Source organism: Sphingopyxis sp. (assembly GCF_035565275.1).
GTDB lineage: Bacteria > Pseudomonadota > Alphaproteobacteria > Sphingomonadales > Sphingomonadaceae > Sphingopyxis.
Genome location: NZ_DATMST010000110.1, coordinates 1 through 11,923, shown reverse-complemented (window position 1 = coordinate 11,923; position 11,923 = coordinate 1). Strand labels below are relative to the sequence as shown.

Sequence of the window (11,923 nt, the reverse complement as noted above, 5' to 3'; positions counted from 1 at the left end):
CTCGACGAGCCCGGCGCCGTCGAGCGGGCCGTTGTCGGGCATCAGCGCGGCGCGCGTGATGCCGCCGAAGTGGAAGGCAGGCTTGTCGGTCGCGAAGACGCCGAGGTCGATGATGCCGGGGGCGAGCCACTGGCCTTTCGCGTCGACGGTTTCCGTGCCGTCGGGCAGTTCGGCCGGGTCGAGCGCGGCGATGCGGCCGTCGGCAACGAGCAGGCTGCCCGGGCGCAGATTGTCACCATCGACCAGCAGCGCGTTGACGATGTGGAGCGGTTTCAGTTCCATCCCGGGACCCCCCGCTTGCGGCGCGTGAGAATGTCGAGGCAGGCCATGCGCACCGCGACTCCCATTTCAACCTGTTCGGTGATCGTCGAGCGTTCGGGATCATCGGCGACGCTGCTGTCGATTTCGATCCCGCGGTTCATCGGGCCGGGGTGCATGACGATCGCGTCGGGTTTTGCCTTTTCGAGACGCTTTGGCGTGAGGCCGTAGAGCGCGTGATATTCGCGTGCCGAGGGGAGATAGGCGCCGTCCATGCGCTCGTTCTGGAGGCGGAGCATCATCACGACGTCGGCGTCCTTGATGCCCTCGTCCATGTCGGTGAAGGTCGTCACATGCATCCTGTCGATCGCGGGCGGCGTCAGCGTCGGCGGTGCGACGATGCGCACCTCGTTGCCGAGCAGGGTGAGCGCAAGGATGTTCGAGCGCGCGACGCGGCTGTGGAGGACATCGCCGCAAATGGCGATGGTCAGACCCTCGACCTTGCCCTTGCGGCGGCGGATGGTGAGGGCATCGAGCAAGGCCTGCGTCGGATGCTCGTGGCGGCCGTCGCCGGCGTTGAGGACGGGGCAGTCGACCTTGTCGGCGATAAGCTGGACCGCGCCCGAGCTGCCGTGACGGATCACCATCGCGTCGGCGCGCATCGCGTTCAGCGTCATCGCGGTGTCGATCAGCGTTTCGCCCTTTTTCACGCTCGACTGCGCCGCGTGCATGTTGACGACGTCGGCGCCGAGGCGTTTTCCGGCGATTTCGAACGACAGCAAGGTGCGCGTCGAATTTTCGAAAAAGGCGTTGATGATCGTGAGGCCTGCGAGCCGGTCGTCATGTTTGGCGGCGCCGCTGCGGTTCATGTCGACCCACTCTTCGGCGGCGTCGAGGACGTAGGAAATCTCCCACGGGGCGAGCTGGGCGATGCCGATCAGGTGGCGATGGCGAAAGGCATCGCCGCCGGGCGGATAGTCGCTGGCGGGTCGGATCGTTGATGTTGTCATTAAAGCCGAGCGTCTACGCAGGGCGGGGTAAATAAGCAAGCGCTGCGGTCACGGGCGGCTCCGATAATCCGAGCGCCCATAGCGCGAGCAGGACGAGCTGGAACCAGAGCCAGATCATCACCCAGGTTGCAAAGGGCTGTTTGCGTGTCTTGTGGCGGATCAGCCGCGAGGCAGCGAAGGTCCCGATGGCTCCGCCCATGAAAGCCCATCCGAGGAGGGTGCTTTCCGAAATGCGGTGGCCGCCGTTTTCGGCGACCTGCTTGTCGAGGATCATCAGCGCGAACGCGATCAGGTTCGCGGCGATCAACCAATAGACGATATATTCGCCGAGCGGCGTTTCCATCAACGCGTCATCGCGTCGATCGCGCCTTGCAGGATGAACGCCGCGGCGGCGCTGTCGACGCGTTCGGCGCGTTTGGCGCGGCTGACGTCGGCGGCGATCATCGCGCGTTCGACCGCAGCGGTCGACCAGCGTTCGTCCCACAGGAGGAGGGGGAGGCCGAGCGGCGCGAGGTTGCGCGCGAAGGCGCGGGTGCTCTGCGTGCGCGGGCTGTCGGTGCCGTCCATGTTGAGCGGCAGGCCTACGACGAGGCCGACGATATTGTGATGCGCGATCAGGGCTTTGAGGGTTTCGAGATCGACCGAGAATTTCTTGCGGATGATCGTCTTGTCGGGGGTCGCGAAGCTCCAGTTCGTGTCGCAGAAGGCGACGCCGATGGTCTTGGTGCCCACGTCGAGGCCCGCGAGGCGCCCGCCGTTCGGGAAATTGGCGGCAAATTCGGGGGCGGCGGTGGTGATCATGCACCCGCCTTTATCGTCTAAATTCGTCATGCTGAACTTGTTTCAGCATCCATGGCCCGGCGCCGCGATGGCGGCCATGGATCCCGGATCAAGTCCGGGATGACGAAGCCGGGGGAGTGGGCGACGAAGGGGAGGGAACGGGCGCGGGCGGAGGAGGCGTCGGCGCCGCGGCGGGCGGCACCGGCGACGGCTTGCCTTCATAGGTCGCGAGACGGCGCAGCGCGTCGGCGCGGACATTCGCCCAGAATAGTGTGATGTCGTAGACGTGGTAATTGTTGCCGGGCAGCACATAGCCCGCAACGACGTAGTTTTTTGCAACTGCCGCTTCGCCGATCATCAGGAAGCCGCGCGTGTCGTCACATTTGGCGCCGATCTTGCCCGCGATCAGCGATCCCGACTTGAAGCCCTCGGTGGGCTTGAGCGTGCCGATATTGGCTTCGGGCGGCGCTTCGGTATCGGGGATGCCGGTGAGCGGGTTGGTGCACAGCATCCGCGTGCCCGCGCGCGGGCGGCCGTCGAAGCCGATCGTGCCGTCATAGGCGTCGGTGACCATCACCGGGTCGGCGGGGTCGGCGAAGGTTGCCCAGCCGAGGATGCAGGACTTTTGCTCGGGCGTCTGGCAGGCGGGAAGGCCGAGCCCGGCGATGTCGGTGTCGATGCTGACCGGCCAGCCGATGACATAGGCCGCGACGATGCGTTTTACGAGCGGGGTGCCGGCGATGCGGGTCTTGAGCAGGGTGGTGAGATGGAGCGCGCCCTGGCTGTGGCCCGCGAGAATGATCGGCTTGTCCTTCGGGATTCCCGCGAGGAAGGCGTCGAACGCTTCCTCGACGTCGCGATAGGCAGAATCGATCGCCTTGCCCGCGGTGACGCGGTCTTCGGCAAGGAAGGCGCCGAGCGTGGCCTGGCGGTAGCGCGGCGCCCAGATTTCGCCAGCGTCGGCGAAGGCGCTGGCCATGCCCTGCACGAACAGATTGGCGCGGTGGTCGGAATCGCGGTCCTCGAGCGGAGCGTTCCAGCTCGAGCGGCTGTAGTAGCTCGTGGGGTGGACGAAGAAGACCGCGGCGTCGCCCTTTTCGAACGGGGTTTCTGCGGTCGTCTGGGCGGCCTTGGCGGACGGGATCAGCGGCGCTGCGGCCTTCTCGCCGGGAAGATCGGTGCCGGGGGTTTCGCTGCCGTCGGCGGCGGGGCGCCAGGCCGAGGGGTCCTTTTCCATGCCCGGCCGCGCGAACCACATTTTAGGGTCTCCGTAGGCGTTGGGCGCGACCGCTGCCTGCGGCTTGAACTCGGTGCTCGGGACGAACGCGGTGCGCGCGATCCAGCTCGGGAAGAGCTGGTACACGACCCCGGCGGCGAGGATGAGGATGATGATCGCGGCAATGAAGTAGAGGAATTTGCGGGCCAAGCGGCGCTCCATGCGGTCGGGAAGAGACGGATTTTGGCCTCTCTAGCCGCTCCCGTGTCTACCTACAAACAACTCGTCATGCTGAACCTGTTTCAGCATCCATGGTCTCAATTCGCGGCCTGAGGTCATAGATCCTGAAACAGGTTCAGGATGACGAAATTACACGATAGGCTGCGGACTATGACCGACATCACGGCACCTTCCGCTTCCGATTCGCCCCGGCCTTCAGCGCGTCTCGACGACAACGACCTGCCGTGGCCGCTGCGCCCGTGGATCATGGCAGCGATCTGCTCCGCCGCAGGGCTCGCCTTTCACCTGCTGATCAGTCATCCCTACGACGACCCGCTGTCGCACTGGCGTAGTGCGCTCGCGACCGCGGTCGCGGTGGCGGCGGTGGTGTTCGTGCTGGGGGTCGAACTGCGCCGCTGGCATTGGGCGCTGGGCTTTGCGCTCGGCTGGGGCGCGATCCTCGGGCTGATCGCGTGGCAGACCGCGGCCTATAATCTTCAGGGATCTCCGATCGAATGGCCTTTCTGGTCGGGAATGCTCGCGGTGCTGGTCGCGACCCCGCTACTCCAGACGCGGCGCGATGTTGCGCCCGACTGGCGTTTCTGGAAGCTGTGGACGATGCCGTACGAACGGTTGCACAGCCATGCATGGACCGACGCAGTGATCGGCGCGGCGAGCCTGGCGTTCGTCGGGATCACCTTCCTGCTGACCGTGCTGATCGGGCAGATGTTCAAGCTGATCGGGATCAACCTGATCTTCGACCTCCTGAACGACGAATGGTTCGGCTGGATGCTGGCGGGTGCGGCGTTCGGCGGCGCGGTGGGGTTGCTGCGCGAACGCGACAAGCTCGTCGCGACCTTGCAGCGGCTGGTGATGATGGTGCTTGCAGTGCTCGCGCCCGTGCTGGCGGTCGCGTTGGTCCTGTTCCTGCTCTCGCTGGCAGGAACGGGACTGCAAAAGCTCTGGGATTCGGGCTTTTCGACCGCGGCGGTGATGATGGCGGCCGCGGCGTTCGCGGTGCTGCTCGCCAATGCGGTGATCGGTAATGGCGACGAGGAGCGCGCGACCAACCCGGTGCTGCGCGGGGCCGCGCCGATACTCGCGGTCGCGGTGCTGCCGCTGGCGGGAATCGCCTTTTATTCGATGCATCTGCGCGTGATCCAGTATGGCTGGACCCCCGAACGCATCTGGGGCGTGATCGCGGCGATGATCGCGCTCGCCTATGGCATTGCGGGCGTGTGGGCGGTGGTGAAGGGGCGGCGCGATTTCGACGACATGCTCCGGCCGTTGCAGCAGAAGCTGGCGATCGGGCTGGCGCTGCTCGCGCTGTTCCTTGCGTTACCGATCCTCGATTTCGGGGCGATTTCGACGCGCGATCAGGTCGCGCGGCTGAAATCGGGGACGACGGCCGCCGAAAAATTCGACTGGGCGGCGATGGCCTATGATTTCGGGCCGAGCGGCCGCGCAGCGCTGAAGGAACTGGCGCGTTCGCCGCAAAAGGCGCGGGCGGATGCGGCCAAAGCGGCGCTGGCAGCGAAAAATCGCTGGGATCTGACCGGGCCCGAGGGGCCGACCTTGCTCAAGCCCTTCGCCGAGCGGCTGCGGGTCGTTCCGGCGGGCCGCGCGCTGCCGTCCGAAGTACTCGATCGCATTTCGGCGAGTTATATGTGCAGCCGCGCGAAGGCGTGCGTCGCAGTGTGGCTCGACGACAGGAGGATCGGGGTGCTGGGGCAGAACGAGCCCGGCGATTCGCTCAATTTCGATTTCGTGACGCAGAATGATGCCGGACAATGGACGCAGGGCGATTGGACGAAGCCGACGCCTGCGAAAAAGCCCGCGGTCGACCTGTCGACGGCGCGGATCGAGGTCGAGACGGTGCAGCAACGGCGTGTGCTGGTGAATGGCGTGCCGGAATCGGGGACTTTCGAATAGCCGCGCCTTGAAGCGATCCGGCGGGGATGCTAGCGGCGCAGCTTCGTTAAAGTTAGGGCGATCATGGCAATCGATCAGGCAACAGTAAGGAAAATCGCGTCGCTGGCGCGCATCGCGATCAGCGATGCGGAAGTCGCCGCGATGGAAGGCGAATTGAACGGCATTTTGGGCTGGGTCGAGCAACTCGGCGAGGTCGATGTGACCGGGGTCGAGCCGATGACCGCAGTGATCCCGAACACGCTGCGGCTGCGCGACGATGTCGTCGATGCCGACCCGCTGACCGGCGGCAACCGCCGCGATGACGTTCTCGCCAATGCGCCCGCGCCGCAGCACGGCTTTTTCGGCGTTCCCAAGGTAATCGAATAATGACCGAGCTTACCAACCTGACCGTCGCGCAGATCCGCGACGGACATCGCGCGGGCGATTTTTCCGCTGTCGAAGTGGCGGAAGCGTTCAACGCCAATGTCGCGGGCGCGAAGGCGCTCAACGCGTTTATCGTCGAGACCCCCGAGCATGCGATCGCCGCGGCGAAGGCGGCCGACGCCGATCGTTCGGCCGGGACGCTGAAGCCGCTGTCGGGCGTGCCGATCGGGATGAAGGACCTGTTCGCGACGAACGGCGTCCAGACCACCGCCGCGAGCCATATGCTCGAAGGTTTCGTCCCGCGCTATGAATCGACCGTGTCGGCGAAGCTGTGGGACGCGGGCTGCGGCATGCTCGGCAAGCTCAACCTCGACCAGTTCGCGATGGGGTCGTCGAACGAGACGAGCTATTTCGGCAATGTGATCAGCCCGTGGAAGCGCAAGGACGGCGGCAATGCGGCGCTCGCGCCGGGCGGGTCGTCGGGCGGTTCGTCGTCAGCGATCGCGGCGCGGCTCTGCCCCGCGGCGACGGGGACGGACACCGGCGGCTCGATCCGCCAGCCGGCGGCGTTCGTGGGCATCAGCGGGATCAAGCCGACTTATGGCCGTTGCTCGCGCTGGGGCATCGTGGCGTTCGCAAGCTCGCTCGATCAGGCGGGGCCGATGGCGCGCGACGTGCGCGACTGCGCGATCATGCTCGAGAATATGGCGGGCTTCGATCCGAAGGACGCGACGAGCCTGAACCTGCCGGTGCCGAATTGGGAAGCGGCTTTGTCGAGTGATCTCAAGGGCAAGACGGTCGGCATTCCCAAGGAATATCGCCTCGAGGGCATCGATCCCGACATCGACGCGATGTGGGATGCCGGCATCGCGATGCTGAAGGATGCGGGCGCTGATGTGGTCGAGATCAGCCTGCCGCACACCAAATATGCGCTTCCGGCCTATTATATCATCGCGCCCGCCGAGGCGTCGTCGAACCTCGCGCGCTATGACGGCGTGCGTTACGGTTTGCGAGACCTGCCCGAAAAGGCCGGATTGCAGGACATGTACGCCGCGACGCGCGCCGACGGTTTCGGGCCCGAGGTCAAGCGCCGCATCATGATCGGCACCTATGTGCTGTCGGCGGGCTTTTACGACGCCTATTATACGCAGGCGCAGAAGGTGCGGACGCTGATCGCGCGCGATTTCGAGGCGGCGTTCGGGGTGTGCGACGTGATCCTCGCGCCGACCGCGCCGTCGGCGGCGTTCGGCCTCGGCGAGAAGATGGCCGATCCGCTGGCAATGTATCTGAACGACGTGTTCGCGGTGCCCGCGAGCCTCGCGGGGCTGCCCGCGATGTCGGTCCCTGCGGCGCTGAACCGCGAAGGGCTGCCGCTGGGGCTGCAGATCATCGGCAAGGCGTTCGACGAGCAGGGTGTGCTGAACGCCGGGCTGGCAATTGAAGAGCGGGCGGGCTTCACCGCGCGCGCCGAAAAGTGGTGGTAAGATGAGCGATTATCGCATCAAGGGCGAAACCGGCGAGTGGGAGGTCGTGATCGGCCTCGAGGTCCATGCGCAGGTCACCTCCAACGCCAAGCTGTTTTCGGGCGCCGCGACGGCGTTCGGGGCCGAGCCCAACACGCAGGTGTCGCTGGTCGACGCCGCGATGCCCGGCATGCTGCCGGTGCCGAACCGCGAGTGCATTCGCCAGGCGGTGCGCACGGGGATGGCGATCGAGGCGCAGATCAACAAATGGTCGCGGTTCGACCGCAAGAATTATTTCTACGCCGACCTGCCGCAGGGTTACCAGATTTCCCAGCTTTATCATCCGCTTGTCGGCGAAGGTTCGCTAACGATCGAGGCCGATGAAAAGGCGGGTCTGCCGGAAGCCAAGCGCATCGGGATCGAGCGCATCCATGTCGAGCAGGACGCCGGCAAGCTGATGCACGACCAGCATCCGACGATGTCGTACGTCGACCTCAATCGGTCGGGCGTCGCGCTGATGGAGATCGTCTCGCGCCCCGACATGCGCTCGCCTGCGGAAGCCGGTGCCTATGTGCGCAAGCTGCGTTCGATCCTGCGCTATGTCGGCTCGTGCGACGGCAACATGGAAGAGGGCTCGATGCGCGCCGACGTCAACGTCAGCGTGCGCAAGCCCGGCGACGAGTTCGGCACGCGCACCGAGACGAAGAACGTCAATTCGGTGCGCTTCGTGATGGCGGTGATCGAGGGCGAGGCGAAGCGTCAGGTCGAGCTGATTGAAAGCGGCGGCACGGTGGTGCAGGAAACGCGGCTCTACGATCCCGACCGTAACGAAACGCGCTCGATGCGGTCGAAGGAAGATGCCCACGATTACCGCTATTTCCCCGATCCCGACCTGCTGCCGCTCGAACTCGACGATGCGTTTCTGGCGGAGTGCCGCGAGAGCCTGCCCGAGCTGCCCGACGCCAAGCGCGCGCGCTATCTGGCCGAGGGCATCAGCGCCTATAACGCCGATGTTCTGACCGCCGAGGTCGAGGCTGCGCGCTGGTTCGACACGCTGCTGGAAAAGGGCGCGAAGCCGGCCGCTGCCGCGAATTGGGTGACGAGCGAATTGTTCGGCGCCTTGAACCGCATGGGACGCGACATTTCGGATTCGCCGGTTTCGCCCGAGCACGCCGCCGAACTGCTCGGCCTCGTCGCCGACGGCACGATTTCGGGAACGATCGCCAAGCAGGTGTTCGAGAAGATGCTCGAAAGCGGCGACGCCGCGGGCGTGATCGTCGAGCGCGACGGCCTCAAGCAGACGAGCGATACCGGCGCGATCGAAACCGAAATCGCCAAGATCCTGACCGCCAATGCCGACAAGGTCGAGCAGTATAAGGGTGGCAAGGAAGCGCTGTTCGGTTTCTTCGTCGGCCAGACGATGAAGGCGATGCAGGGCAAGGCGAACCCGCAGGTCGTCAACGAGCTGCTGAAAAAAGCGCTCGGCTGACGCCGCCGAGTGACCCAGTTCACAGCGAATTCAGCTACTTCGCTGTCATAGGCATTGAATTCGGTGCAAATATGATGACGAAGGACAGATGATGAAGCGAGTTCTTGTTTCGATCGGTGGCGCGCTTGCGATGGCGGCGGTGCTTGGCGGCGCGGCGAATGCTGCGGGTGCCCCCGCGGTGAACGACGGCTATGACTGGACGATGCGCATCAACGACGAGGAACGCACGCAGAGCGCGATCCTTGCCTATGAGGTCGACGGGACCGACGATCAGCCGCTGAACTTTACCTGCGAAGAAGGCGGCGACCGTGTCTTCGCGGGGATTTCGGGCGGTGCTCCCGACCTTACGGCGATCGAGCTGATGTCGGGCGATCAGCGCGTACGGCTGACCGGAACGACCGACGCAGACGAACTGCCGACCTTTACCGCACAGGAAATCCCCGCGACGTCGCCGCTGTTCCGTGCCTTCGCGACGAATGGCTGGCTGCGGATGGCCGCCGACGGCACCACGACCGACATGGCGGCGACGGCGAGCGGCAAACAGGCGATCGCGCGCTTTGCCGCCTTCTGCGCCGGCTGACGCGGCGCGGCGGATGCTGCGCGCGCTGCTGACGCTATGGATGATGTTCGCCTGCGTGGTGATCGCGCGGGCGGAGACCGTGGTTTTTACCGACGTCAATGTCGTGCCGATGGACCGCGAGCGCGTGGTCTCGCGCACCACCGTGATCGTCACGGACGGCGTGATCGCCAGCATCGGGATCAAGGCGAAGCTGCCGGCGGAGACGCCGGTGATCGACGGCAAGGGCGCGTGGCTCTTCCCGGGGCTTGCCGACATGCACAATCATGTGACGAGCCGCGACGACTTGACCTTGCTGCTTGCCAACGGCGTCACGACGATGCTGAACATGGGCGAGGCGACCAACAGCTTCGCCGGGCGGACCCGGATCGCGGTGAACGGGGGCGAGGTGCCAGGGCCGTTTATCTACACGGCGTTCGTCGTAGATAGCGACCCGCAATACGGGCATTTCGTCGTGCGGACGCCCGACGAGGCGCGCGCGATCGTGCGGCTGGCGAAAGCGAATGGCTACAGCTTCATGAAGGTCTATACGAACCTTTCTGCAGGAGCGTTCGCCGGGCTCGCCGAGGAGGCCGGAGCGCAAGGGATCGGTGTCGTCGGGCATAATGTGAAGGCGGTGGGGCTCGCCAGGCAGCTTGCGGCGGGACAGTCGATGGTCGCGCATGTCGAGGAGTTCTTTTACGGATTCTTCCCCGAGCCCCCGGCGGACGACCAGCAGGCGGCGCCCGACGCGGCGCGGATCGCCGAGGCGATAGCGCTGGTGAAGGCGCACGGCGCGTTCGTCACGTCGGACCTGTTCAACTATCGCACGATCGCGGCGCAATTCGGCAAGCCCGAGGTGGTGAAAGCGTATCTGGCGGCGCCGGAGGCGCGATATCTTTCGCCCGCCGACCGGCTGGCATGGGCCGGATCGTCGTACCAGAAAAAGGCGGTCGACCTGTCGCGGCGCGTGGCGTTCGAGGCGCGTTTCGTGAAGGCGATGGCCGACGCGGGCGTGCCGCTGATCACCGGCGGCGATGCGCCGACGATCCCGGGGCAGGTTCCCGGCTTCGCGCTGCACGGCGAGATCGACGCGATGCTCGGCGCGGGGGTGACGCCTTGGCAGGTGCTGTCGGCCGCAACGCGCACGCCGGGCGAATTCATCGCGAAGACGGTGCCCGGCGCGGCGAAGTTCGGGGTGATTGCGCCGGGCTATGGCGCGGATCTGCTGCTCGTGGCCGACAATCCGCTGATGAAGCCGGCAACACTGCGCGCTCCGCTCGGCGTGATGGCGGGCGGGCGCTGGCACGATGCGGCGACGCTCAAGGCGATGCTGGCCGACGTGGCGGCGAAACGCGCCGCGCCCTAGAAGTGCCGCGTGCCGGCTGCCCAGTCGCCGCTGTCGCACTGGCCCGAGAAGTTGGTGACCGCCTGGATCGTGATCCGGCCCGAACGGCGGTCAACCGTCAGTTTGGGCTTGTTGAGCCCGTTGATCCGATAGCTGGCGGTGATGCGGTCGGAGGTGACGACCAGATTGTCGAGATCCCACCAGCCGTGATCGTCGCCGCTGTGGATCGGCGCGACAAGTTTTGGCCCCAGATGGATGCGGCCCTGATCGCCGTAGAGTTCGATCTGGATGTCGCTGGTGAAGCCCTGCGCCGTGTTGCCGACTTCGTTGCTCCATTCCCACTTATGGTTCGCGGGATTCCATTTATACGCCGGTTTGCTGGTCACTGTCGGCCGCGTGCCCGCCCCGTAGCAGACGAGAACCAGCGAATTCGGATCGCGATAGCCCGATTCAGCGGGCCGCTCATAGGCATGCTGCTGCGGAACATGGCTGTCGCGCGCGGGGGCGGTGTCGCAATTTTCGGCGGGTACCGTGATCAACGCCCCGTAACGGCCGTCGATGGTCGAGACCGACAGGCAGCGATTCCGGCGCTCGTTCCACCAGAATGTATAACGCTGTTCGCCGACCGTGGACGAATGGCGCGACACATAACCGCGCGCAAGCAATTGGGTTTCCCCGCCGGCAGCACGGGCGCCAGCCAGGTCGGCGACATCGGGGGCGGACTGCGCTGCGGCGGCGAGCGGGAAGGCGACCGAACCGAGCGAAAGAAAAGCGATAGGCGAGCGCATGACGAAGGTTCCTGTTGCTGTGCAGCAACAGGATACCAACTTATGCGGTTACGCCCAAGGCTGGAAAAGAGATCAAACCTGTTGCGGCGGAACCTCATCAGGCCCGCGGCCGGGCTGGTCGATGTCGCCGCCGCCCGGCCGGCCGGGGACTTCGACAGGCTGGCCGGCGGGGTCTTCGAGCGGGGTCGGCTGCACCGGCCGTTCGGGCGGCGCCTGCGGTTCGATCGTGTCGGGCTTCGGCTTGGGAAGCGGGTCGGGGGCACTCGTCATTGTCACTCTCCTCGAGTTAACCAACGAACGGGCGCCGAGCATGTTCCGCCTGCGGAACAGGCGGCTTTCCGCCCTTGCTCTCGGCGATGCGTCTGCTATAGCCCCGCGCGGCCCGCACGGGCGTGCGCGGCAGCGCGCGATTTCGTGCACCCGGCCGAAAACACCTGCGGGCGTGGCGGAATTGGTAGACGCGCTGGTTTTAGGTACCAGTATCGCAAGATGTGGGGGTTC

At 65.6% G+C, this 11,923-nt stretch carries 12 protein-coding genes and 1 pseudogene; 6 read left to right on the top strand and 7 right to left on the bottom strand.

Features of this window, described 5'->3' with window-relative positions; all coding sequences use genetic code 11:
- The 5 genes and pseudogenes from VN047_RS07560 to VN047_RS07540 form a co-directional block, all read right to left on the bottom strand.
- Positions 1-282, bottom strand: a pseudogene (locus tag VN047_RS07560) (dihydroorotase); the annotation flags it as partial.
- Positions 273-1,268, bottom strand: a complete 996-nt coding sequence (locus VN047_RS07555) for an aspartate carbamoyltransferase catalytic subunit (RefSeq protein ID WP_325541515.1) — start codon at positions 1,266-1,268, stop codon at positions 273-275. The gene VN047_RS07555 and the pseudogene VN047_RS07560, both read right to left, overlap by 10 nt.
- 13 nt (positions 1,269-1,281) lie before the next feature.
- The gene (locus VN047_RS07550) at positions 1,282-1,611 is read right to left on the bottom strand and encodes a DUF1294 domain-containing protein (protein WP_325541514.1); all 330 of its coding nucleotides are present in this window, start codon (positions 1,609-1,611) and stop codon (positions 1,282-1,284) included.
- Positions 1,611-2,069: a Holliday junction resolvase RuvX gene (gene ruvX / locus VN047_RS07545; protein WP_325541513.1), complete on the bottom strand. Its 459-nt coding sequence runs from the start codon at positions 2,067-2,069 to the stop codon at positions 1,611-1,613. The genes VN047_RS07550 and ruvX overlap by 1 nt, the downstream gene beginning before the upstream one ends.
- Positions 2,070-2,157: 88 nt before the next feature.
- Positions 2,158-3,474 (bottom strand): DUF3089 domain-containing protein, encoded by a 1,317-nt coding sequence (locus VN047_RS07540; protein WP_325541512.1) that lies wholly within the window; start codon positions 3,472-3,474, stop codon positions 2,158-2,160.
- Positions 3,475-3,654: 180 nt separating this feature from the next.
- Here VN047_RS07540 and VN047_RS07535 point away from each other — a divergent pair, with 180 nt between their 5' ends.
- The 6 genes from VN047_RS07535 (at position 3,655) to VN047_RS07510 (ending at position 10,655) form a co-directional block, all read left to right on the top strand.
- On the top strand, positions 3,655-5,415 hold the full coding sequence (locus tag VN047_RS07535) for a DUF4153 domain-containing protein (protein ID WP_325541511.1): 1,761 nt from the start codon (positions 3,655-3,657) through the stop codon (positions 5,413-5,415).
- Between the two features lie 63 nt (positions 5,416-5,478).
- Positions 5,479-5,781, top strand: coding sequence for an Asp-tRNA(Asn)/Glu-tRNA(Gln) amidotransferase subunit GatC (gene gatC / locus VN047_RS07530; RefSeq protein ID WP_325541510.1), 303 nt, complete (start codon positions 5,479-5,481; stop codon positions 5,779-5,781).
- Positions 5,781-7,262 carry an Asp-tRNA(Asn)/Glu-tRNA(Gln) amidotransferase subunit GatA gene (gene gatA, locus VN047_RS07525; protein ID WP_325541509.1) on the top strand — a complete coding sequence of 494 codons (1,482 nt, stop codon included), beginning with the start codon at positions 5,781-5,783 and terminating at the stop codon, positions 7,260-7,262. Before gatC ends, gatA begins: the two co-directional genes overlap by 1 nt.
- Before the next feature lies 1 nt (position 7,263).
- Positions 7,264-8,730: an Asp-tRNA(Asn)/Glu-tRNA(Gln) amidotransferase subunit GatB gene (gene gatB / locus VN047_RS07520; protein WP_325541508.1), complete on the top strand. Its 1,467-nt coding sequence runs from the start codon at positions 7,264-7,266 to the stop codon at positions 8,728-8,730.
- A 91-nt stretch (positions 8,731-8,821) separates the two neighbouring features.
- On the top strand, positions 8,822-9,310 hold the full coding sequence (locus tag VN047_RS07515) for a hypothetical protein (protein WP_325541507.1): 489 nt from the start codon (positions 8,822-8,824) through the stop codon (positions 9,308-9,310).
- Positions 9,311-9,323: 13 nt separating this feature from the next.
- Entirely contained in the window at positions 9,324-10,655 is a 1,332-nt protein-coding gene (locus VN047_RS07510) for an amidohydrolase family protein (protein ID WP_325541506.1), read from the top strand.
- On the opposite strand, the gene VN047_RS07505 is transcribed toward VN047_RS07510, so the two are convergent.
- Together VN047_RS07505 and VN047_RS07500 are read right to left on the bottom strand one after the other, a co-directional pair.
- Complete coding sequence (locus VN047_RS07505; protein WP_325541505.1) at positions 10,652-11,422, bottom strand: hypothetical protein; 771 nt, start codon at positions 11,420-11,422, stop codon at positions 10,652-10,654. The genes VN047_RS07510 and VN047_RS07505 overlap by 4 nt on opposite strands.
- 72 nt (positions 11,423-11,494) lie before the next feature.
- Positions 11,495-11,692: a hypothetical protein gene (locus tag VN047_RS07500; protein ID WP_325541504.1), complete on the bottom strand. Its 198-nt coding sequence runs from the start codon at positions 11,690-11,692 to the stop codon at positions 11,495-11,497.
- Positions 11,693-11,923: the final 231 nt, after the last annotated feature.

Bases quoted from the DNA above. Each gene is read 5' to 3' on its own strand.
- VN047_RS07555 (WP_325541515.1), bottom strand. From the start codon at position 1,268: ATGACAACATCAACGATCCGACCCGCCAGCGACTATCCGCCCGGCGGC.
- VN047_RS07550 (WP_325541514.1), bottom strand. From the start codon at position 1,611: ATGGAAACGCCGCTCGGCGAATATATCGTCTATTGGTTGATCGCCGCG.
- ruvX (WP_325541513.1), bottom strand. From the start codon at position 2,069: ATGATCACCACCGCCGCCCCCGAATTTGCCGCCAATTTCCCGAACGGC.
- VN047_RS07535 (WP_325541511.1), top strand. From the start codon at position 3,655: ATGACCGACATCACGGCACCTTCCGCTTCCGATTCGCCCCGGCCTTCA.
- gatC (WP_325541510.1), top strand. From the start codon at position 5,479: ATGGCAATCGATCAGGCAACAGTAAGGAAAATCGCGTCGCTGGCGCGC.
- gatA (WP_325541509.1), top strand. From the start codon at position 5,781: ATGACCGAGCTTACCAACCTGACCGTCGCGCAGATCCGCGACGGACAT.
- gatB (WP_325541508.1), top strand. From the start codon at position 7,264: ATGAGCGATTATCGCATCAAGGGCGAAACCGGCGAGTGGGAGGTCGTG.
- VN047_RS07515 (WP_325541507.1), top strand. From the start codon at position 8,822: ATGAAGCGAGTTCTTGTTTCGATCGGTGGCGCGCTTGCGATGGCGGCG.
- VN047_RS07510 (WP_325541506.1), top strand. From the start codon at position 9,324: ATGCTGCGCGCGCTGCTGACGCTATGGATGATGTTCGCCTGCGTGGTG.
- VN047_RS07505 (WP_325541505.1), bottom strand. From the start codon at position 11,422: ATGCGCTCGCCTATCGCTTTTCTTTCGCTCGGTTCGGTCGCCTTCCCG.
- VN047_RS07500 (WP_325541504.1), bottom strand. From the start codon at position 11,692: ATGACGAGTGCCCCCGACCCGCTTCCCAAGCCGAAGCCCGACACGATC.